This is a genomic window from Duganella sp. CF402 (assembly GCF_900109645.1).
In the GTDB taxonomy this organism is placed as follows: domain Bacteria; phylum Pseudomonadota; class Gammaproteobacteria; order Burkholderiales; family Burkholderiaceae_D; genus Rugamonas.
This window is the reverse complement of record NZ_FOBG01000003.1, coordinates 89135-110674: the sequence shown is the minus strand read 5'-3', so window position 1 is coordinate 110674 and position 21540 is coordinate 89135. Positions and strand designations below refer to the sequence as shown.

Annotated in this window: 21 protein-coding genes and 1 pseudogene; 5 read left to right on the top strand and 17 right to left on the bottom strand. The window is 65.1% G+C overall.

Going from position 1 to position 21540, the window contains the following annotated elements:
• Positions 1-4: 4 nt before the first annotated feature.
• Together BMZ70_RS22650 and BMZ70_RS22645 are read right to left on the bottom strand one after the other, a co-directional pair.
• Complete coding sequence (locus tag BMZ70_RS22650) at positions 5-1540, bottom strand: tryptophan halogenase family protein (RefSeq protein WP_092279762.1); 1536 nt, start codon at positions 1538-1540, stop codon at positions 5-7.
• A gap of 104 nt (positions 1541-1644) precedes the next feature.
• Positions 1645-4581 (bottom strand): TonB-dependent receptor, encoded by a 2937-nt coding sequence (locus BMZ70_RS22645; protein ID WP_229205555.1) that lies wholly within the window; start codon positions 4579-4581, stop codon positions 1645-1647.
• A gap of 254 nt (positions 4582-4835) precedes the next feature.
• On the opposite strand from BMZ70_RS22645, the gene BMZ70_RS22640 reads away from it, so the two are divergent.
• Together BMZ70_RS22640 and BMZ70_RS22635 are read left to right on the top strand one after the other, a co-directional pair.
• Positions 4836-5639, top strand: coding sequence for a polysaccharide deacetylase family protein (locus tag BMZ70_RS22640; RefSeq protein WP_092279758.1), 804 nt, complete (start codon positions 4836-4838; stop codon positions 5637-5639).
• Entirely contained in the window at positions 5626-6645 is a 1020-nt protein-coding gene (locus BMZ70_RS22635; RefSeq protein ID WP_092279756.1) for a LacI family DNA-binding transcriptional regulator, read from the top strand. The genes BMZ70_RS22640 and BMZ70_RS22635 overlap by 14 nt, the downstream gene beginning before the upstream one ends.
• Here the strand turns inward: BMZ70_RS22635 and BMZ70_RS22630 are convergent.
• The 4 genes from BMZ70_RS22630 to BMZ70_RS22620 all read right to left on the bottom strand — a co-directional run bounded on the left by BMZ70_RS22630 (position 6593) and on the right by BMZ70_RS22620 (position 8097).
• Entirely contained in the window at positions 6593-6880 is a 288-nt protein-coding gene (locus BMZ70_RS22630) for a HigA family addiction module antitoxin (protein ID WP_092279754.1), read from the bottom strand. The genes BMZ70_RS22635 and BMZ70_RS22630 overlap by 53 nt on opposite strands.
• A gap of 14 nt (positions 6881-6894) precedes the next feature.
• Positions 6895-7179 (bottom strand): type II toxin-antitoxin system RelE/ParE family toxin, encoded by a 285-nt coding sequence (locus tag BMZ70_RS22625; RefSeq protein ID WP_092279752.1) that lies wholly within the window; start codon positions 7177-7179, stop codon positions 6895-6897.
• Between the two features lie 85 nt (positions 7180-7264).
• Positions 7265-7489, bottom strand: coding sequence for an alpha/beta hydrolase family protein (locus BMZ70_RS28955; RefSeq protein WP_229205554.1), 225 nt, complete (start codon positions 7487-7489; stop codon positions 7265-7267).
• On the bottom strand, positions 7465-8097 hold the full coding sequence (locus BMZ70_RS22620) for a TolB family protein (protein WP_229205553.1): 633 nt from the start codon (positions 8095-8097) through the stop codon (positions 7465-7467). The genes BMZ70_RS28955 and BMZ70_RS22620 overlap by 25 nt, the downstream gene beginning before the upstream one ends.
• Positions 8098-8333: 236 nt before the next feature.
• Between BMZ70_RS22620 and BMZ70_RS22615 the strand changes: the two genes are divergently transcribed.
• The 3 genes from BMZ70_RS22615 (at position 8334) to BMZ70_RS28135 (ending at position 10337) form a co-directional block, all read left to right on the top strand.
• Positions 8334-8816 (top strand): hypothetical protein, encoded by a 483-nt coding sequence (locus BMZ70_RS22615; RefSeq protein ID WP_092279750.1) that lies wholly within the window; start codon positions 8334-8336, stop codon positions 8814-8816.
• Between the two features lie 44 nt (positions 8817-8860).
• On the top strand, positions 8861-9571 hold the full coding sequence (locus BMZ70_RS22610; RefSeq protein ID WP_092279748.1) for a substrate-binding periplasmic protein: 711 nt from the start codon (positions 8861-8863) through the stop codon (positions 9569-9571).
• A gap of 214 nt (positions 9572-9785) precedes the next feature.
• On the top strand, positions 9786-10337 hold the full coding sequence (locus BMZ70_RS28135) for a PEP-CTERM sorting domain-containing protein (protein WP_130301062.1): 552 nt from the start codon (positions 9786-9788) through the stop codon (positions 10335-10337).
• Positions 10338-10383: 46 nt separating this feature from the next.
• On the opposite strand, the gene BMZ70_RS22600 is transcribed toward BMZ70_RS28135, so the two are convergent.
• From BMZ70_RS22600 to BMZ70_RS22550, 11 genes and pseudogenes are all read right to left on the bottom strand, one after another.
• Positions 10384-11718 carry an NHL repeat-containing protein gene (locus tag BMZ70_RS22600; protein WP_092279746.1) on the bottom strand — a complete coding sequence of 445 codons (1335 nt, stop codon included), beginning with the start codon at positions 11716-11718 and terminating at the stop codon, positions 10384-10386.
• Positions 11719-11797: 79 nt separating this feature from the next.
• Positions 11798-13801 (bottom strand): patatin-like phospholipase domain-containing protein, encoded by a 2004-nt coding sequence (locus tag BMZ70_RS28130; protein ID WP_130301064.1) that lies wholly within the window; start codon positions 13799-13801, stop codon positions 11798-11800.
• 31 nt (positions 13802-13832) lie between these two features.
• Positions 13833-13985: a BBE domain-containing protein gene (locus tag BMZ70_RS29350; RefSeq protein ID WP_373922545.1), complete on the bottom strand. Its 153-nt coding sequence runs from the start codon at positions 13983-13985 to the stop codon at positions 13833-13835.
• A gap of 289 nt (positions 13986-14274) precedes the next feature.
• A pseudogene (locus BMZ70_RS29345) lies at positions 14275-14685 on the bottom strand (FAD-dependent oxidoreductase); the annotation flags it as partial.
• 186 nt (positions 14686-14871) lie between these two features.
• Positions 14872-16011 (bottom strand): trans-sulfuration enzyme family protein, encoded by a 1140-nt coding sequence (locus BMZ70_RS22580; RefSeq protein ID WP_092279740.1) that lies wholly within the window; start codon positions 16009-16011, stop codon positions 14872-14874.
• Between the two features lie 3 nt (positions 16012-16014).
• Positions 16015-16542 carry an isochorismatase family protein gene (locus BMZ70_RS22575; protein ID WP_165403591.1) on the bottom strand — a complete coding sequence of 176 codons (528 nt, stop codon included), beginning with the start codon at positions 16540-16542 and terminating at the stop codon, positions 16015-16017.
• A 2-nt stretch (positions 16543-16544) separates the two neighbouring features.
• Positions 16545-17198: a GntR family transcriptional regulator gene (locus BMZ70_RS22570; RefSeq protein ID WP_092279736.1), complete on the bottom strand. Its 654-nt coding sequence runs from the start codon at positions 17196-17198 to the stop codon at positions 16545-16547.
• Between the two features lie 77 nt (positions 17199-17275).
• Positions 17276-18046: a ParA family protein gene (locus tag BMZ70_RS22565; RefSeq protein ID WP_092279734.1), complete on the bottom strand. Its 771-nt coding sequence runs from the start codon at positions 18044-18046 to the stop codon at positions 17276-17278.
• A 71-nt stretch (positions 18047-18117) separates the two neighbouring features.
• Complete coding sequence (locus BMZ70_RS22560; protein WP_092279732.1) at positions 18118-19065, bottom strand: SRPBCC family protein; 948 nt, start codon at positions 19063-19065, stop codon at positions 18118-18120.
• Positions 19058-19414, bottom strand: coding sequence for an ArsR/SmtB family transcription factor (locus tag BMZ70_RS22555; RefSeq protein WP_092279730.1), 357 nt, complete (start codon positions 19412-19414; stop codon positions 19058-19060). Before BMZ70_RS22555 ends, BMZ70_RS22560 begins: the two co-directional genes overlap by 8 nt.
• 97 nt (positions 19415-19511) lie before the next feature.
• Positions 19512-21185 (bottom strand): GH39 family glycosyl hydrolase, encoded by a 1674-nt coding sequence (locus BMZ70_RS22550; RefSeq protein ID WP_092279728.1) that lies wholly within the window; start codon positions 21183-21185, stop codon positions 19512-19514.
• Positions 21186-21540: the final 355 nt, after the last annotated feature.

Here is a 21540-nt window from a genome sequence, read left to right as displayed (position 1 = left end):
CGTTTTAGATTTTCTGCAAGCCGTGACGCTTGATGTGGTTGATGAGCGTGCGGTTGTCGGGCAGCGCGCCCAGCATTTTACGGGTAAGGCCGGCCGCTTCCTGGAAATAGCCGTCGGCCATGCCGGCTTCCTGCGGTTTGGACGCGCGGCTGAAGTTGCTGCGGAAGCCCATGCCGTACAGGATGTACTGGTAGCTGGCGGACGGGAACACTTCCTCGATGCGGTAGAAGTCGCTGCGCGAGGGCGCGCGGTGCTGCCACAGGGTCAGCAGTTCGCGCAGCCGTTCCGGCGTTTGTGCCGGATCGGTGTTGTCGCGCCAGTAGGGGGTGTCGCGCCGCTTGCTCAGCACGTAGTGCAGCTTGAGGAAGTCGATCACGCGTTCCCAGCGGTAGGTGAAGGCCTCGTTGAAGCGCCTGGCCACGATGTCCATCGCCTCGCGCGTGGCCGGCAGGTCGTCGCTGAGCATGGCGGCCGACATTTCGACGATGGCCAGCGCCGACGCTTCCAGCGGTTCGATGAAGCCGGCCGACAGGCCGATGGCCACGCAGTTGCGGTGCCAGAATTTTTCGCGGTAGCCGGGATCGAAGGTGAGCTTGCGCGGCTGCGGGATGTCTTGCGGGCCGCCGGTCTGCACGATGTAGGCGCGCAGTTCGGCCTCGGCCTGGTCGTCGCTGATGTAGCCGCTGGCGTAGACGTGGCCGATGCCGCGCCGGGTCGGCAGGCCGATGTCCCAGATCCAGCCGGCGCTTTGCGCGGTGGAGCTGGTCTGCGAGGCGATCGGATGCTCGTCGGCCGGGTAGGGGATTTGCACCGCCAGCGCCGAGTCGTTGTACAGCACGTGCTGTTGCGGGATCAGCGGGATGCCGTAGTGCTGGCCCAGCAGCAGCGACTGCATGCCGGTGCAGTCGATGAACAGGTCGCCCTCGAGCGCGCCGTGCTTCTGCGTCTGCAGCGAAGCGATGTCGCCGTTCTGATGCGAATTGATGCCCACCACGTGGTCCGGCACGTAGTGCACGCCGAGCTTTTCCAGACAGTGCTTGCGCAGGAACAGGCCGAACTTGCCGGCGTCGAGGTGATAGCCGTAGTTGGCCACCGCCGCGTACTCGGGCGTCTGCGCCTGCTTGGGCGCGCGGCCTTGCGTGCACAGGTGCGGCTGGAAGCTGACCAGGTCGGCAAACGGGATTTGCGGATGCCGGGCCTGCCATTGGGCCGGCAGGTTGACTTCGCCATAGCCTTGCGGCAGCACGAACGGGTGGAAGTAGTAATCGTTGTCGCCGCCGTCGATCCAGCGGTTGAAGCGCGAGCCTTGCTTGAACGAGGCGTCGCACTCGCGGAAGAAATCGGACTCCGACACGCCGATGCGGTGCAGGGTGTCGCGCATGCTGGGCCAGGTGCCTTCGCCGACGCCGATGGCCGGCACGTCGGGCGACTCGATCAGGGTGACTTGCAGGCCGCCGGCCGCGCGATGCTCGGCAGCGATCAGGCCGGCAGTCATCCAGCCGGCAGAACCGCCGCCTACGATCACGATACGTCTCAGCATGTTGGGCCTTATTACGTAATGGGTTACACAAAGTTTAACCGAAAAAAGGCCGCTGACGAAGCAGCGGCCTTTGCGGGGTGGTGCGAGTGGTACGGCTACAACGCTTAGAACTTGTAGCGCAGGCCCACCATGTAACGCGGACCGTTCTGCGTCACCGATTCCAGCTGCTGCTTGGTACGGCTGTGCACGCGGGTGATCTCGTTGGTCACGTTGATGCCTTCCAGTTGCAGGCTCAGCTTGTCGTTGAAGGCGTAGGTGACGCTGATGTCGACCTGGCCGTACGGTTCCACGTACTGCGGGTTAGGACCCGAGCCGTCGAAGGTCGACGACAGGAACTCGCCGCGCCAGTTGTAGGCCAGGCGGCCGGTCCACTTCTTGTCCTCGTAGATACCGATCACGTTGTACGAGTTCGACAGGCCGACCAGCGCGAACTGCTCGCCCACCTTGTTGTTGTCGTAGCGCAGGCCCGAGTGCACATAGGTGTAGTTGGTCGACAAGCCGAAGCCGCTGTCGCCGAACATGTGCTGCAGGTTGATCTCGGCGCCGTTCAGGTTGGCCTTCTTCTGGTTGGAGAAGGAGGTGATCTGGAACTGTGCGACCGGATCGCTTGGCTGGCCAATGATGGTGCCGGTGGCGTTGCCCAGCGCATCGTCGGCGCCACGGGTCACGCCTGGGGCGGTCGGGTGGTTGCGGAAGATGTAGTTACGAATACAGGTGGTGTCGGTATTGGCGCAGCCCTTGCCCAGCGCTTCGTTCCACAGCGCGCCGCCCACTGGCGTGTGCAGGTTGAACGGGGTGGCGATGATGCGCGACTGGCCGGCGTAGTTCTCGAGGTTTTTCTTGAACACGCCCAGCGAGACGAAGTTCTGCTTGCCGTAGTACCACTCGTAGGACAGGTCGAGGTTTTTCGACTTGACCGGTTTCAGCGACGGGTTGCCCTGCGAGCCGGTGCCGCCGTCGGTACGTACCAGCGAGTTCAGCGTGGTGCCGCCCTGGATCTGGTCGTAGCGTGGACGGCCGATGGTCTCGCCGTAGCTGAAGCGCAGCTTCTGTTCCGGCGTCAGTTCGATGTCGGAGTCAAAGCTCGGCAGCACGTTGTTGTACTTGCCGGTCAGGGTGGTGAAGGTCGGGTCGCCAAAGGTGATCGGGAACTCGTTCTGCGACACCCACTTGATGTCGACGGCGGCCGGCACCAGCGCGGTCGAGATGACGTCGGTCTTCTCGTAGCGCACGCCGACGGCGGTATGGATCGGCAATGCGGTATCCCAGTCGGTATTGAACTGCAGGTACAGCGACTTGGATTTTTCCGAGGTGCGGGCGTCGTTGTCGAAGTAGGTCTTCGGCAGGTAAAGCTCAGGCTTGCCGGACGCGGTGGCCGCCAGCTGGCGCACCTGGGCGAAGTTGAAGGTGTAGAACTGGTTGAACAGGTTCGGGCTGCCGCTGCCGTCGATCTGGTCGAAGTACTGGCGCACGCTTTGCTGGTGCCAGACGCTGCTTGGGTAGTCGCTTGGCTTGGTGGCGCCGCCCCAGGTGTCGCGCTGCTGGTTGGAGAAGGCCGAGCGGTTGTCCGACTTGGTGTAGTTGAGGCCGAACTTCAGCTCGGATGCTTCGAGCACCTTCCATGCACCCTTGACCTGGGTCTGGTCGATCTCGCCGCGCATGTAGGAATTGGTGAACACCGAGCCGGTCACTTGTTGGCCGGCTTTGACGAAGTCGGCGCCCTCGATGCTCAGCACCGGGAAGTCCTTGCTGAAGTCGGCCGTCGTGGTGCCGCGGCTGAAGCTGGCGGTGCCCAGCGTGTTGCTCGAGCCGAACGGGCTGTCGGCGCCCGAGGTGGCGGTCGAGTGGTGGGTGTCGAGTTCAAAGCGCAGCTCGCTCGACGGTTTCCACACGGCGTTGAAGCCCAGCGATTTGTTTTGCGTCTTGGTGGCGAAGTCGGCCGCGCCCATCGCGATGTCGGAGGTGCCGGCGCCATCTTTCAGCGGGATGATTTCTTTGTAGATCAGCGGGCTCGATGGCGAACCGGCGGTCCACGAGCTGCTCGACGGGCCGAAGTTGAACCAGGCCGACAGGTCGTTGCGCTTGGTCTGGATCTTGTTTTCCGAGAAGGTGTAGTCGAGCGTGGTGACCAGGGTGCTGACCGGCTTGTACTGCAGGGTCAGCTGGGCGTTGGTACGCTGGCGTTTGACGCCGTTGAAGTTGTAGTTCAGGTTTTGCGGCACCGAGTACAGCTGGCTGCCGGTCGGGCGGTTGGTGATCACGCAAGTCGGGCAGGAGTCGCTCGGACCCTGCGGGATGGTGCCCCAGTTGTTTTCATCGCCACGGAACGGGCCTTTCCAGCCGTTGGACACAGCGGCGGTGTTGTAGCCCAGGTTGCGTTCCTGGTAGCTGCCGGTCAGCGCCACGCCGAAGGTGTTGTCGGCGAAGGTGTTGGAGTAGATGCCCGACACTTCCGGCGTGGTCGAGTTGCTGGCCTTGACGTCGCCCGGCAGGTTGCCGTTGGTGGTGTCGTGCACGGCTTTGGCGCCAATGCTGGCGTGCATGCCCGGACGCTCGAACGGACGCGCGGTCATCACGTTCAGGGTGGCGCCGATACCGCCGGTCGGCGATTCGGCGCGGCTGGTCTTGTAGACCTGGATTTGCGAGATGGCTTCCGACGCCAGGTTGGCGAAGTCGAACGCGCGGCCGTTCAGGTCGCCCAGGTTCGAGGTCGGCATCTGGCGGCCGTTCAGCAGCACCATGTTGAAGTCGGGGCCGACGCCGCGCACGGTGATCTTGGAACCTTCGCCGATCGAACGGTCGATCGAGACGCCGGAAATGCGCTGCAGCGACTCGGCCAGGTTGGTGTCGGGGAATTTGCCGATGTCTTCCGCCACAATGCCGTCGACGATACCGTCGGAATTGCGCTTCAGGTTCAGCGACGATTGCAGCGATGCGCGCAGGCCGGTAACGACCACGCTCTGGGTTTCTGGTTCTGCGGCTTTCGCCGGTACTTCCTGCGCGTGGGCTGCCGCGCAGGCGCTGGCGACTGCCAGGCTCATTAATGTCTGTCGTGCCTTAGGATAATGCATGTTATCTCCTGTGTTTTTATCAACAACTACGGCTGCTCTACTGCTTGGAAAGCTTTCCAATAACGTGGCAAATATAGCATTCATCAAAAATCAAAGTCAATTCGCAGCGCAGCAGTTGGGCCGTAAACCTGCCCAAGTGAGGCAAATTGGCAACGTTTCCAATCGTTGACATCAATGAGGGTGGATGCGATTATCTGGGAACGTTTCCACGAGAGGGACCCCGGATGACATTACGCACCTGCTTGACCCTGGCGGCGTTGCTGCTGGCGCCCTGTGCGGGCGCCGCTGATACCGCTTTTGTCTGGCCGCACGGCGCGCGCGCGGCGGTCAGCCTGGCCTATGACGACGCGCTCGATTCGCAGCTCGACTACGCCATTCCCACCCTCGACAAATACGGCCTGAAGGGCAGCTTCTACTTGCAGCTGTCGAATCCGGCGGTGGCGCAGCGCATGGCCGACTGGCGGCGCGCGGCAGCCAGTGGCCATGAACTGGGCAACCACAGCCTGTTCCACCAGTGCTCGCGCAAGGCGCCGGGCCACGACTGGGTGCAGCCGCAGCGCGACCTCGACACCACCACGGCGGCGCAGATGCAGGATCAGGTCCGGCTGGGGAATACCATGTTGCACGCCATCGACGGCCGGCGCGAGCGCACTTACACCGTGCCATGCGGTGATGTGCTGGCGGCCGGCGTTGATTACCTGCCGGGCTTGCGCGACGCCTTTGTCGGCATCAAGGTGAGCGGGGCGGCGGTGACACCATCGATGACGGCGCTCGATCGCTACGCGGTGGGCGTGGCGGCGCCGGAAGGGCTGAGCGGGGCGCAACTGATCGCGCTGGTGCAGCAGGCGGCCGCACAGGGCACGATGGTCAACTTCACCTTCCACGGCGTCGGCGGCGACTACCTGACCACCAGCGCGCAGGCGCATGAAGAGCTGGTACGTTATCTGGCGGACAACCGTCGGTTATACTGGACCGATACTTTTCTCAACATCATGACTTACGTGAAAAAACAACGTGGCGACCATTAAAGACGTGGCCCGGCTGGCGGGCGTGGGACTGGGCACGGCATCGCGCGTGGTGAGCGGCAAGGGCTCGGTATCGCCGGCCACGCTGGCCAAGGTGCGGGCCGCCATCGACGAGCTGGGCTTCCGGCCCTCGCATGCGGCGCGCACGCTGTTGTCGGGCAACAGCAAGATGATCGGCGTGTACATCCCGGTGCTGAGCGGCACCTTCTACACGCCCATCCTGCAAATCATCGACACCGAATTGCGCGCGGCCGGGCTGCACATGGTGGTGGCCTTCGGCGCCGGCCTGGGCGGAGCGCGCCAGCAGGCGATCGAGGGCATGGCCTTCCTGGTCGAGCGCGGTTGCGACGGGCTGATCCTGATGACCAATGTGCTGCAGGAGGAGGACATCACGGCGCTGGGGCCGCGCCCCAAGCCGATGGTGGTGCTCAACCATTCCTTCGACAGCATCGCCGGGCACTGCTTCACGGTCGACCACACGCTGGGCGGCAAGATCGCGGCGCGCACCTTGCTCGATCATGGCCACCGCGAGATCGCGCTGGTGTCCGGTCCGGCCAGCCTGCCCGACAACGTGGTGCGGGTGGACGCCTTCAAGCGCGAGCTGGCCACGGCCGGCATCGACACCGGCGCCATGTGGATGGTGGAAAAAGACTTCTCGCCGGCCGGCGGCTGGTCGGCGGCCAAGGAGCTGGTGGAATCGGGGCGGCGCTGCAGTGCCATGTTTTGCGCCAACGATGAGATGGCGGCCGGGGCGCTGTCCTATTTCCAGGAGGCCGGCATCCGCGTGCCGCACGAGATTTCCGTGATCGGCTACGACGACACGCCAAGCGCGGAGTTCTCGGCGCCGCGCCTGAGCACGGTGCACATGCCGTGGCGCGAGATGACGCAGAACGGCGTCAGCGACCTGCTGAACCGCTGCTACGACCTGCAGCGGCCGGTGACCCGCGACTACCCGGTCACGATGACCTTGCGCGCCTCGCTGGCCCGCGCCGGCGCTGCGCCGTCTTAAGGTCGTAGCTGGCTTGCAGGTTGAGCCAGAACTGCGCGTCGCCGCCGTAGCGCCGGGTAATCCGCTGTGCTACCTCGGCGGAGAGCGGGCATTTTTCCTTGACGATATCGATGATGAGCGCGGCCGGCAAATCCAGCAGGTTTGCCAGTGCAGCTGGCGTCAGCTTCAGCGGTTTCAGGAAGTCTTCGCGCAGGATTTCTCCCGGATGGATCGGGCGCATTTTGTTCTCAATCATTACGACCTCCGTTGCTAGCTGTGGTAGTCAACGACTTCGACGTCTGCCGGACCTGCAGCAGTCCAGGTGAAGCAGATTCTGTAGCGTTTGTTGATTCGGATGCTGTGCTGCCCCTTGCGATTACCGCCCAAGGATTCTAGATGATTGCCCCAAGGTACGCGCAGTGAATCCAGCGTTGTCGCATTGTCGAGCTGCTGCAACTTACGTTCGATAGCGGCTTGTATCTGGGCGAACCGTGCCACACGGACTTTGCTGAACACAGCTTGCGTGTCTTTGCATTTAAAGGACTGTATCGGCATTATCGTTCATCGCTGGCGGCAGGGATATACCGCCAGCGCAATGAACGTGTCTCAGCTTGAGACTGAGGCAGCGCAAGCGTGGTGCTTACTGCAGCGCTTCGGCCACGCCTGGCGCGAATTCGGCGCCGTGCTTGACCTGGGCGGTGGAGGCTTTCAGCGCGCCGCCGATGCCTTCGGCGCGCCCGCCCAGGCATTTGGCCAGGAAGTTCTCGGTCACGGCGTTGAAGGCGATGTTGTTGACCGGCCGCGCAAAGCCGTGGCCTTCATCCGGGAACACCACGTAGGTCACCGGGATGTTCTTGGCCGCCATCGCATCGACAATCTGCTCCGACTCGCGCACGCGGCCGCTGCGCTTGTCGATCTTGCCGTCGGTGATGCGGAAGTAGCTGGTGCCGCCGTCGCTGCGTGTTTTTCGGCGATACGCAGCTTGAGCTGGTCGTCGGCCAGGTAGCCGCCGTAGCGGTCGTTCTGCTGCACCAGCGTCAGCTTGCCGGTGGCCAGTTCCAGGCTGTAGACATCGTGCCAGCGCGGGTCGCGGTTGTTGATGCCGACCAGGATGCGGTCCTTGATCTTGCTGCTGATGTGCAGCACCGAGGCGCGGGTTTTTTCAAACGGGGTGTAGTTGGTCTGCTTGCCGCTGGCGACATCGACGCCGTACAGCAGGAAGTTTTCATCGCCGCCCTTGTCCTGGATGAACAGCACATGTTTGGAATCCGGAGACCAGAAGCTGGTGCGCAGCGGGCGGGTTTTTTCCTCGGTCAGCGGGCGCGCCTTGGACAGGTCACCGGCCGGCGCCACCCAAACGTTGAGTACGCCGTCGCGCGGGGCGATCCACGACAGCCACTTGCCATCCGGGCTGAGTTTGCCGCCAGTCTTGCTGGGGTTGCCGAAGATCTTGGCGCGCTCGATCAGCGGCACGTCGGCGGCAGGAGACTGGGCGTAGACAGGCAGGACACTGGCCAGCAGCAGGGCAGGAGGGCATAGCGGATCATGTTGACCTCATGGTGGTGGAAAGGAAGCCTGAGGATAGCAAAAATGCATCGCACCGGGTGCATGCGGCGACGCATTGCAGGATGACGGGACAGGCTGCTCATTCTTGCCTTGTGGCAACCTCTTGCGGTATTGTATGGAATCTATTTTTACCGGAGCCCGCCATGACCGACGCCAAACTGGAGATTCCTGAACCGATCGCTGCCGCCCTCGGCGACTGGGTGCGGCAGATGGCGGACGAGGCCAGCGCCGGCCCGCGCGCGGCCCAGGCCCGCAGCGAGGAAGCATTGCAGGCGGTGCGCGAGGAACTCGGCAGCGTCACTGCCGCGCGCGACCAGGCGCAGGCGCTGGCCGCCGAGCGCAACGAGGAGATCGAACAGCTGATGGCCGAGCTGCGCAACGCCCGCACCATCGCCACCGACGCCCTGGTCGGCAAGGCCAAGGACCAGCTGGCCATCGAGGGCAAGGACGCCCAGCTGGCCGACCTGCGGGCCCAGATCGAGCGCAGCGTCGCCGCCAGCGCCGCCCTGTCCGACGCCCGCCTGGCGGCCGAGATGGAATTGGTCGGCGCCGTTACTGCGCGCGACAACTACGCCGCCGAAATCAAGGAACTGCGGGCCCGCCTGGCCACCCGCCTGGCCGCCTGAGAAAGTTTGTCGCCGCCGGCGGCGGATGCGGGTAGAGTAGCCCCATGCTCCGCTTCCTGCTTTCCCTGTCACTGATCCTCGCCTGCGATGCCCATGCGTTGACGCTGCGCCTGTGCACGCTCGACCAGCCGTTTCCCCCGCACACCATGCCCGACGGCAGCGGCGCGGCGCAAGTGTTGCTGCGGCAGGCTGCGCGCGAGGAGGGCGTCACCATCGACAACCGTGTTGCGCCGCGCCTGCGCTGCCTCGCCCAGCTCAAGTCCGGCGAGGTGGATGGCGTGATGGCGGCCTTCCTGCCCGAGCGCATCGCGTACGGCGTATTCCCGATGGCCGGCGCGGCGGCCGACGAGACGCGCGCGCTGAGCGTGGTGCGTTTCGTGGTCTACCGGCAGAAGGGCGGTGCGGTGCAATGGGATGGCAGCGGCTTCGCCGGCCTCGATGCGCGCCCGGTCGGCATCCAGGTGGGGCTGGCGGTGGCACAGCGCTTGCGCCAGACCGGCGTCACGGTGGACGAGGGCGCCAAGAGCATCGCCCAGAACCTGGAAAAACTGGTGCGCGGCCGTCTGCAGGCGGTGGTGGCGCTGGAGGGCGAATCGCAGCCGCTGGTCGAGCGCCTGAGCGACCGCATCGAAGTCCTGCCCAAGCCGTTTGACGCCACCCCGATCTATCTGCAAGTCCACCCGGCTTACTATGCCGCGCACCGCGAGGCGGTCGAAAAACTGTGGAATGCGGTGCGCCGCGCGCGCAAGCGTTAGGCGGCAATGTGGCATCCGGGCCACAAAAATTTCTCCTTAGAATTCATTAAATCATAAGACAAATTGCCCTTTGCGAATTTCTATTGGGACCATACAAGTGTGCTATCGAACCAGTAATACCTGATATAAAAATGAAATGTCTTTTTTGAACGTGGAAACCATTCCCGCTGCTAGCATGAAATGACTGCACAACCAAAACAGGGGAGATGGAAACATGAAAACGTTCGTACGAAAGAGTCTGCAAGCAGCAGTCCTGGCCACCACCATGCTGGGCGCATCGGCCTTTGCGGCAGCGCCGGTAGCGCCGCCGGATTGCAGCCTCACCAGTGACCTGACCAGCATCACCACCGAAATCAGCTGCGCCGGCTTCGACGTGGGCAACCTGGTGAACGCCGGCCACGCCTTGGCGGCGTCCACCCTGCTGGCGTCGATCGGTGTGTCGTCGAGCGGAGTGCCGCTGGTCCCCGACGGTTCGGTGTCGGGCCAGACCATGACCTTCACCCAGGCGCTGTATGGCCTCACCGTGATCGGGATCCACGTCGGCGGTGGCTCCGAGCATGACGGCCACTTCAAGGAAAGCACGGCGTTCTATGTGTTCGATGCCGGCACCACCGGCATCCACAGCGTGACCACCCGCTTCGATACGCTGTCGACTGCCGGCCTGTACAGCACGATGACCGCACCTGTTCCTGAGCCAGCCACTTACGGCATGCTGCTGGCCGGTCTGGGGCTGATGGGGATAGTGGCGCGCCGCCGCCGTTCCTGATCTTGCCCTGCGCATCAAGCACCCCGCCAGCGGCGGGGTGTTTTTTTTACTGCTCGGCGATCTTGCGCACCCGGCCGGCGCCGGGGTCGCCAATGTACAGCTTGCCTGTCGCGTCGAGCGCAATGCCGTGCGGTGTGGTGAAGGTCGCCACGCTGCCGAGGCCGTCGACGCTGCCGGGTGCCGCGTACTGGCCGGCGATGGTGGCGACGTAGCCCGACGGCGAAATCGAGCGCACCTTGCCGCCCAGCTCGGCCACGTACAGATTGCCGTCGCCATCGACCGTGATGCCGCTCGGCTGCTTCAGGCTGGCTTGCGTGCCCTGGCCGTCGCCGGCGTCGACGCCGTTGTCGTGGCCGGCCAGCGTGGACACCGTGCCGTCCGTGCCCAGCTTGCGCACCAGGTGGTTCAGGGTATCGGCGATCAGCACGTTGCCGGCCTTGTCCACCGCCACGCCGTAGGGATTGTTGAAGCTGGCCTGCAGGGCCGCGCCATCGGCCGCGCCGCGCGCGCCGCTGCCGGCGATGGTGCTGACCACGCCGGCCGGGGTGATCTTGCGGATGCGCAGGTTGAGCGTGTCGGCCACGTACAGGTTGCCCGCGCTGTCGACCGTGATGCCGAGCGGCGTGTTGAAGCGCGCTTGCGCGCCGGGGCCGTCGGCGTAGCCGATCTCGGCGGCGCCGGCCACGGTGCTGACCACGCCCTCCTTGGTAATTTTGCGCACCATGTGGTTGCCGACCACGTAGAAATTGCCGTCCTTGTCGCGCGTGATATCGTCGGCGTAGCCGAAGGCCAGTTCCGCCTCGGTGGCGGCCTGGCCGGGCGTGGCGCCGACGAAGGTGCTGACCACGCCGGCCGGCGTGATCTTGGCGATGCGGTTGTTCTTGCGGTCGGCCACGAAGACGTTGCCGGCGTCGTCCACCGCCAGTCCCTGCGGTTCGTTGAACACCGCTGCCGTCCCGGGCAGCTTGGTGGGGTTGCCGTTGCCGGCCAGCGTGCCGACCAGTGCCGGGTGGTCGACGCAACTGAGCGCGACGTTGCTGACGTTGGCGCTGCCAATGGCGCCGCTGCCATTGGCCACGGCGCAGCGCTGGGTGAAGCGCGGCGGTTGGCTGCCGATGCGGACATCGTAGCTGGCGCCGGCGGCCAGCGCGGTCGGCAAGGTAAAGCTGGTGGCCGCTGCGGCGATGCTGAGTTTGTCGGCGCCCGAGGCCAGCGTCAGGCCGCCGGTTTTGAGGCCGCTGATGCTGCCGCCGACGGTGTAGGTGGGCGCGGGCGGCTGCGTGCCGCCGCCACCGGCGCTGCTGCCGCCACCGCCGCAGCCCGCCAGCGTCAGCAGCGCCATGTTCAGCGCCAGCCGGCGCAGTGGCATTCCTTTGTGCATGGCTACCTCTTCATTTTATGGAAACATTGTGAAGATAGTATCAGTTTGTCGCGCGGAGAAAATCACCGATTGTCACTGCCTACAGGCGCGGCGCCATGCGCAGGATGGGGCGCGGGCGCGGCATGATGTCGTCGACGCGGGTGGCGCCGGCGCGCTCCACGGTGGCGCCCATGTCGGCCAGGTGCTGCAGCAGATCGGTGGCCAGCTTTTGGCGCCGGATGCTTTGGTAGCTGTAGATGGCGGCCTGCCAGCGCGGCTGGGTAGCGGCCGCGTGCAGCGCGGTGCGTTCGAGGTTGCCCAGCACGGTGAGCAGGCGCTGGCGCTGGTGTTCGCGCCAGCCCTGGCCGCCGCCGTGGGGATGGAATTTCTTGTACAGCATGTCGCCGGCGGTCTCGCCGCTCTGGCTGACCACCGCGATCAGCGGCGCCGGCATGTTGAGGTTGAGGCCGCCCTCGTTGGCTTTCAGCGTCACGTGGGCGATGCGGTTGCGGTAGCCCGGATACGGGAACAGGCTTTCGTCGCGCCAGCGCTGCATGGTGGCGAAGATGTTGCCGAGGAAGGCGAACAGCCCGGCCGGCGTGCTGTCTTCCGGCGCCTGCCACGGCCGCAGGATGCCCTGGCGGTTGGTGGCCGGCAGGAACACGCGGCCGCGCTTGGCCGGCGGCTGGCTGTCGTCGATCGGATGCAGCGGGTGTTCGTCGTTGAGGTTGATGGCGAAGGTCGGGTGGTCGGGCAGCAGTTCGTCGAAGAAGTGCAGCGGCAGGTTGCTGGAGATGCCGCCATCGGAAAACCACACGCGCTTGACCGGCGCCGGCGCGCGGCCTTGCTTCTCGGTGAAATCGAGCGCGTACAAGGGCACGCCCGACAGCAGCAGCGGGAAGCTCAGGCTCATGCGCACCGCCACGATCACCGGCAGCTTGGCGCCCGGTTGCAAACGATGCAGCACGGCGCCGCTGGGCGACAACAGCGGCTGGCCGTTTTCCGGCGCGACGGCCACGCGGTCGAGATAGTCGACCACGTAGGCCGGGAACAGGCGGCGCCATTCGGCCGGGTCGTAATAAAACGCGCCGCTGCCGTCGCGGAACGGCAGGGCGTACGGCTTGTGCTGGGACAGCGCGGTGGTCACCACCTCAAGGTTGATCCGGCGCTGGCTGGCGTCGGGCTGTTCATCCTGCCACTTGCCGGCGGCATGCCACAGGTCGCCGAACACCAGCGGGCGCGTGGGGTCCTGCAGCCCGGCCAGCTGTTTGAGGTAGGCGTCCAGCCAGTCGGTGAGGCCGCTGCGCGGATCATTGCCGCCTTGGCTGGTGAGGCCGTTGCAGATGCCGTAGAAATTGCCGTGCAGGCCGCGCAGCAGGGAACTGAACAGGCGCCATGCGCCGCAAGCACTGCTGGCGCCGGCCGCCACCACGGCCAGGAACAGACTGGCGACGGCCAGCAGCAGCGGGCGCGCGGCGGGCGGCGAGGCTGCCGCCAGCATCAGCGCCAGCGCGGCCAGGAACAGGCGCGCGCCGAGCAGGCCGGATGGCGTGGCCGGCGCGCAGCGCAATAGGCGCAGCAGCAAGGGCAGGCCGGCGGCGGCGGCCCACGCTGCCAGCGGCGCCAGCAGCATGGCCAGCGTGGCGCTGGCGGCGGCATGCCCGTCGCGTCCGGCCAGCAGCTGCATGGCCAGCAGCAAGGGCGCCAGCATGATCAGGAATAGCCAGTGCGGGAAGGCGGCCTGCAACACCGATACGATGCGCTCGCCGCCCGATGTCTGGCCGAGGCAAGCCAGCACCAGCGCGAAATGGCGGCGCAGCGGCGGCGCCGGCTGGAACAGCGACAGCAGGCGGGTGGCGCCGTGCGCCTCCGCGCCCAGTTCGTTGGGCAGTTCCTGCAACTGCTCGAAGGCGGCGGGATTGCTGCCGCTGCTGCGTCCCAGTTCGGCGGCGGCGCAAGCGGCAGCGGCAATCGCGCCGGCCGAGGTGCCGCCGATATTCTTGATGCGGTAATCGCGCGCCAGCCGCGCGGCCAGCCGCGGATACACGATGCCGCTGGTGATGCCGCCTTTCATGATGAGATCGCAGTACGGCTTGTCGCTCATGGCGGCTCGAAAGAGTGGGTGGTGCGTCGTATTATGCCGGAAGCACGCCCTGGAATTGCTTGAACACCTGTCCCGTATCATATTGTTTTTTCACCTGCGCCAGCCGTGCATAGTTGGCGCCGTAGTACGCCGCCTGCCAGCCGCTGAGCAGCGGGTCGAGGTAGTTGACGTAAGCGCCGCCCATGTGGTCGAAGATGTAGGAGCCCGAAAGGCCGGCCGCCTGCGCTGTCTTCACCGCCTGGCTCAGGCTGCACTCGTTGAGGATGTAGCCGGCGCACATGCCCCAGGCGGCGTCGCGGTATGACAGCTGGGCGAGGGCGGCGTTGGTCAGCCCGGTGGCGGCGAGGAAGTCGTTCCAGTATGGCTGCACGACGCTGGCCGGGCCGAGGCAGTAGGCCGACAGCGAACACGCCACCGCCGCTGCGCAAGGCCCAGAACAAGTCTGGCTCGTGGCTGGCGTCGCAGCTGAGCAGGCGGCCATCGGCGGTGAGCACTTCGGCGGCCAGCAGGTTGTCGCAGGTCAGGCCGTACTGGCGGTCGAGGATGCCGATGCCGCCGCCCAGCGTGATGCCGGCAATGCCCACCGTCAGGCAGGTGCCGGAGGGGATACAGACGCCGTGGCCGATCAGGGTGTCGTAGACCTCGGCCAGGCGCGCGCCGGCGCCGATTTTGGCGCTGCCGTCGGCGTTCACCTGGATGGCGTTCATGTTGGTGACATTCAGCACCACGCCGGTGGTGGTCGAGGTGCCGGCCCAGCTATGGCCGCCGCAGCGCGGCGTCACCGCCAGCTTGTTGTTGCGCACAAAGGCCAGGCTGTTGCGGATGTCTTCCACCGAGCTGCACTTGACGATGGCGGCCGGCTTGATGCTGTCGAAGTGCTGCATATTGGCCAGCAGGCTGGCGCCGGCGTCGCGCCCGGTGTGCTGCCGCCGCTGCCGCAGCCCGCCAGCAAGGCGGTGGTTGACATGCCGGTCACCTCGAGAAAACGCCTGCGATCCATAGCCCCTCCCATAAATTGGTCTGATTATAGGAGTACCAGATTTTAAATTGGTATTGCTGTGGTATTTTTTCTACAACTTGCCGAGTGCCTGCATCACGTCGTGCAGCAGGTCGTCGGCATCTTCCAGGCCCACGTGCAGACGGACCAGCCAGCCTTGCTGCGGCGCGCGCAGCGGCGACACTGCGACCAGGCTGTGCACCGCGCCCCAGCTATTGCCGAGCCGGAAGTAGCGCAGCGCCGCGACGAATTGTTCGACGGCGGCCAGCTCGCGCTCACGCAGCGCGAACGACAGCAGCCCGCTGCCCAGCTTGAAGTCGCGTCGCCACAGGGCGTGGCCGGCATCGGACGGCAGCGGCGGATAGTGCAGGCTGGCCAAGGCCGGGTGGCCTTCCAGCGCCTGCGCCAGCTTGAGCGCCGAGGCGTAGTGGCGTTCCAGCCGCAGCGCCAGCGTCGGCAGGCCGCGTAGCGCCAGGAAGCATTCGTCGGCGGCGACGTAGTAGCCAAGCAGTTCGCCGGTGTCGCGCAGTTGGCGGTAGCGTTCGGGATCGCGCGTGGCGACTGAGCCCATCAGCAGATCCGAGTGGCCGCCCACGTATTTGGTCAGGGCCTGGATCGAATAATCGACGCCGTGATCCAGCGGCCGGAAGCCGAGCGGCGTGGCCCAGGTGTTGTCCATCGCCACCAGTGCGCCTTGGGCGTGCGCGGCCGAGACGATGGCCGGTACGTCCTGCATCTCCAGCGAGTTGGAAGCCGGGCTCTCCACCCACACCAGCCGCGTGCGCTCTTCGAAATGCCGCGCGATATCGGCGCCGGCCTGGTTCGGGTAGGTCGAGCAGCGCACGCCCCATTTGCCGAACAGCGCGCGCGTCACATCCACGGTCGGGCCGTAGACTGCTTCCGGCAGCAGCACATGGTCGCCGGCCGACAGTACGCAGGCGCTGACCAGCGTGATTGCGGCCAGCCCGCTCGGCACCAGCACGGCGTGGCCGCCGCCTTCGAGCTGGGCCAGTTTTTCCATCAGCGCGTAGTGGGTGGGCGTGCCGTTCTGGCCGTAGCTGTAGCCGACGCCGGCCTGTGCCTGGCGCGACAGGAACGAGGCCACGTCCGGGAACAGGATGGTCGAGGCATGGAACACGCCCTGTGACAGCGAGGCAAAGCCGGGCGGGATGTGCTCGGGCGGCTGCAGCAGTTCGGTGGCGATGTCGGGCATGGCTTACTCCGCGCCGAAATGGATGGCGGCGCTGTCGATCAGCTGGATGCCGCCGAAACCGCGCCAGGTGGCGGCGTGGTGTTCGATGATGCGCGCGGCGTCGAGGTGGGCGCGGTCACGCGTGGTGTGGGCGTCGGCCGCCACCGTCACCGCCAGGCCGCTGCTGGCCGCGTGGCGCACATTGGTGTCGATGCAGAACTCGGTGGCATAGCCGCAGATCACCACGCGCTGAATGCCTTGCTGTTGCAGGTGCGCTTGCAGGCCGGTGCCGAAAAACGCATCGCACTGCGACTTGGTGCTGATGAAGTCGCCGGGCTGCGGGGCGATCGCCGCCGGGAATTGCCAGCTGTCCGTGCCGCGCTCCCATTCGCAGCCGGCCTCCTCGTGCTGGACGTAGATGACCGGGGTGCCGGCGGCGCGGGCGGCGGCGATCAGCGCGGCGATGCGCGCCAGCACTTGCTGGGCCTGGTGCGCTGCCGGTGCGATGAAGACGGCGTTTTGAAAATCGATGACGATCAGGGCGGTTTGCATGCTTACTCCTTGGTGGTGGGCTGCCATTCCCAGTTGCGCTGCATGGCGGCGCAGGCAGCGTCGGCGTCGGCGCGTTGCAGCGCCGCGATGATCTGGTCGTGGTCGGCTACCGATTGCAGCGCCAACGGCTGGTTGCCGAAGAACGCCAGTTCGATGCGCTGGATGCGCGGACGCAGGCTGCGCAGCAGCCGGGCGATTTCGTGGTTGCCGCTGCGTTCGACCAGCAGGGCGTGAAAGTCGGTGTCGTGGCCGGTCGCGGCCGGGCTGTCGCCGCGCGCGATCGCCTGCGCCATCGCCTGGTTGATGGCGGCCAGGCGGTCGAAGTCGGCGGGCGACAGCTGCGGCTGGGCCAGTCGAACGGCGGCCGCTTCCAGCGCGGCCACCACCGGGTACAGCTGCAGCACTTCGTCCAGCTCGGCCGGCGCCACCTTGGTCCACTTGTGGAAGCTGGTGATCACCAAGCCTTCGTCCTCCAGCTGGCGCAGGGCTTCGCGCACCGGCGTGCGCGACACGCCGAGGCGTTCGGCCAGGTCATGGTCGCGCAGGATTTCGTTGGGGGCGAGGGTGAGGTCGACGATCCACTGTTTCAGCGAACGGTAGACCTCCTCGCGGGCCAGCGGGCGGGGAATGGCGGGAGCGGTGTCGGGAATCGGCATGGCGGCTGCTTTGTTATCTGTAGTGTGTAGTATATTACAGATTTTGGCCCGGCGCGTCCGGGCTGTCCGCCGGCCGCTCAGGCGGCCTTCAGTTCGCCGTACAGCGCGAGGTATTCCTGGCTCAGCTTGTGGTTGCGGTCGAGGTGGATCATCGGCAGGTTGCGCTCGTGCGATTCGCGGATGCGGATCGAGCTCGACAGTTTGTTGTCGAACACCGGCAGGCCCTCTTCCTTGAGCTGGTCGACCATGCGTTGCGGCAGCAGCGCGCGCGGCTGGAACTGGTTGACCACGATGCCTTCGATGTGCAGGTCGGCATTGTGGTCGGCCTTGATTTCCTTGATGTTGTTCATCAGCGTGTACAAGGCCTGGCGCGAGAAATCGTCGCAGTCGAACGGAATCAGGCAGCTGTCGGCGGCGATCAGGGCGGACTGGCTGAAGAAGTTGTAGGCGGGCGGGGTGTCGAGATAGATCTCGTCGTATTCCTTGCCCAGCTCGCGCAGCAGGTCGCGCAGCTTGTAGATCTTGTTGCGCGATTCCAGCTTGGATTGCAGGTCGCCCAGCTCGGGGTGGGCCACGATCACCGACAGGTTTTCAAACGGCGTCGGATGGACGTAGTGGCTGGGCGCCTGGGCGAACATGCTGAAGCTGAGTACCTGCTCGAAGTAGGCGCCCAGCGTCGGCGTGGTGTCGTGCACGGTTGCGCCCAGTAGGTAGCGGCTGGAATTGCACTGCGGGTCGATGTCGATCAACAGCGTGCGCTTGCCCTGGCTGGCCGCAATGGCTGCCAGGTTGACCGCAATGCTCGATTTACCCACGCCGCCTTTTTGATTGAAGATCACCCGTTTCATAGTCAGCCCATGTAATGATGACAATATGATCATTCTAGAGCAAAAGGCGGCTGTGCTGTTGGACTTTGCTGCTATGCAGCGAGAACGGCCTCCAGTTTGTCGAACGAGCCGGTCCAGCCGCCCATCATGCTGGCGCGGTGGTCGAGGAACACGGCCAGCTCTTCCGCCGTGGCATGGCCGGCCACCGACCAGCTCACCGTGACGCGGGTGCGGGTTGGCGTTTCAGCGTGGAAGGTGACGATGGTGCGCATGGTTTCCGGCCACAGCGGCGCCATCGGGTGGCGGCTGATGTTCTCGTGTTCGTCGCAGAATTGCTGGGTGTAGACCAGCAGGTCGGCGCGGCGGATCTGCTCGTAGTGGGCGCGGCCGTACATGGTGAACTGCTCGTTGCCCATGCGGTACAGCGAACGGCCGCCGGTGCGGATGTCGGCGTGCAGGAAGTGCATCTCCAGGCCGGTCGGCGGCAGCCAGCGCGCCAGGTGCTCGGGCTGGGTCCACATATCGAACACCACCTCCTGCGGCGCCTCGAAACTGCGGTTGATGACGAACTTGTCCTCGTCGGCCAGGCGCTTGCCCAGGTATTCGGCCAGGCGGTCCCAGGTGGAGTCGCCGTTGGCGTGCTTGATGAAGGTGCGGGTCTGGGCGGCGGTTTCGGCGTCCTTCACCGTCATGGTCATGTCCATGCGGGTCTGGCCGTCGAGCTGGTCGAACAGCACGGTGACGCGGAACAGCGGCGGCTGGGTGTCGTTGCCGCCGTGGTCGTAGACCAGCTTGCGCAGCGGTTCGACTTCAAGGTACTTGGTGTTGTTGGGCCAGTCGGTGCCGTCCGGGCCGTGCATGGTGTAGCGCCAGTGGCCGCCGACGCGCAAATCCTTGCTATGGGTGGTGATGCTGAAGCCGCGCGGGCCCCACCATTGCGCCACTTGGGCGGGGTCGGTCCACGCATCCCACACCGCCTGCACGGGGGCGTCGTAGAGGCGGACGATACGGATTTCGTTGGGGGCGTTGAACTCAGACATTTTCATCTCCTGTTGGCGGTTTTTTGGCGGTGACTGTTTTCAGATAGGCATCGAGGCGGTCGAAACTTTCTTCCCAGTAGACGCGGTATTGCTCCATCCAGTTGGCGGCGTCCTTGAGACCGTCGCCGTTGAGCTTGCAGGAGCGCCACTGCGCGTTGCGGGTCTTGGTGATCAGGCCGGCTTTTTCCAGCACTTGCAGATGCTTGGTGACGGCGGGCAGGCTCATCTCCCCCAGGAAGGGCTGGGCCAGGTCGGAAACATTGGCCTCGCCGCTCGACAGCCGCGCCAGCATGGCGCGGCGGGTGGGGTCGGCAAGGGCGGAAAAAGTCCGGCTCAGTTGGTCCTGCATTTCATTTTACCAATCGATTAATTAACCTATTGGTTTAATATAGGGCGAAGAATTGCCCGCGTCAAGCGAAACCGCTTGGCGGGCATTCTTTTGATGTTTAGTAGCTCAACGTGACCAGCGACACCGCCTGGCGCGGCAGTTGCAGTTGGACGGTGGTCTTGCCCCCGGGCGTCTTCAGCGTGCTGGTGGCGCCCAGTTGAGCCAGCTCGCTGGCCTGCTGCAGCTGCGCCGCCTGCGCGGCGGTTGGGCTGGCCGGCGAACCCATGCGCAGCCAGGCGCTGTAGGAATTGCTGTGCTCCTGGTCGATGCGGAAGTGGCGCAGCTTCACCTGTTTGGCGGGGATGCCGGCAATCTGCAGTTCCACCGGCGCGCCACTGTCGATGAGGTCATCGTCGTGGTAATTCCACACCATGACGGCGATGCTGTGGCCGTCCCTGGTGGCCAGCGCGTTGATGTCGGTGCGCGCGCCGCGTACGCCTTCGGCCTGGATGCGGGCCGCGTCGTAGGTCTGATCGCCGCCCACCGTTACGCGCTCGCCGCGCATCATGCCCAACATGCGGAACACGTTCAGCACCGGTTTGTTGACGCCGTTGGTGGCCAGGTCGCGGAAGCCGGCATACCAGGGCTGGTCTTCAAATTCGAACGACCAGTTCACCGCGCCGATCAGGTTGACCCCGCGCCTGGCGGCCAGGTCGTATTCGCGGGCGATCGAGGCCGCCGTGTAGCTCGCGTATAAGGTGCCGTTGCGGTAGGCGTTTTCCGGGTTGGTGCGCATGCCGCAGGCGGCGCAGCCTTCCGGATCGGATTCGCCGATGATCACCGGGATGCCCTTGAGTTCCGGGTATTTTTGCACCAGCGCGAAGCCATCGTCGAGGCGCTTGAAGTGCGTGCCCATGCCCATGCGCACCACGCCGTTGACCACTGTGGGCGCGCCCTTGGCGTGGAAGGCCACGAAGTCCAGCGGCGAGCCGGTCTTGCCGGTGGCGAAATTCTTGCCGTGCAGGGCGTGTTGCAGGAAGTCGTCCATGAAGCGGCCGGCGCCCGCCGTGTGCGGGCCGCCCATGCGCGCGGTCGGCAGCGCGCGCTTGACGGCGTCGGCCGCGTAGTCGTACATCTTGAAGTATTCGAGCTTGGTGTCGGGCGCGATCAGGTAGTGGCCGTCCGGCTCGTTCCATACTTCCCAGTACCAGCTTTCCACTTCCTGCTGGCCGTAGCGCTCGACGCTGTGGCGCACCCATTGGTAGATCAGCTCGGCCCATTTGTCGTAATCGTTGGGTGGCGTGGCCCAGCCGGTCATGATTTCCTGGTAGGGCGTGCCTGGCTGCCAGTGGTGCTGGTAGGGCTCCGGACGCTGCGACAGCGCCTGCGGCATGAAACCGATCTGCGCCAGCGGCTTCATCTTGCGCTGCACGTAGGTGTCGAAGATCTGGTCGACGATCGCCCAGTTGTAGACCGGCTTGCCGTTCTTGTCCTCGCTGTACATGCCGGTGGAGCCCCATTTGAGGGCGTAGCTGCCGTCGCCGGAGGTCATCAGATTGTGCGCGCGCACGTACACCGGCACCGGACTCAGGGCCGCGATGTCGGTCAGCAGCTTCTTGCCGTTGGGCGCCGTCGTGTAATTGGGTTCGTCGTAGCCGAACCAGGCCCAGATGGGCGTCATCGGCCCCCGGACCTGATTGGCGTCGATAGTCAGCTTGACGGGGGCGGGGGAGGCGGCAAGGCACAGCTGCGCGCTGGCCGCCAGGCACAGCGAGGTGAGGAGTCTCTTCATTTTTATAGTGTCGTGGTGTGGAAAGTGGTCACCGCGACATTAGGCCGTTCCGGGATGGCGGTCTAATGAAATCTCGGGCGGGAGACATGCTGAATTGGATATCAGCGGATGGCAAAAAAACGCCGACATAAGGATTTTCAAGACAAAGCACATGTGCCTGAGGCAGCAGGAGCTGAATTTCTCTTCGGTAGGTAAGCCATTCAGCCATTTACAAGTGGAAGGCTGGGAGTTCGCAAAAATTTGGGGTGTCTAAATCCACATCGAGTCGTCGATCTGTAGCGCTGACCGGTTGCGGGTGGCATTTCTTCACTGCCGAGTTGCTGCTCAGCAAGCTCTGAGCTAACCTAACTACCTT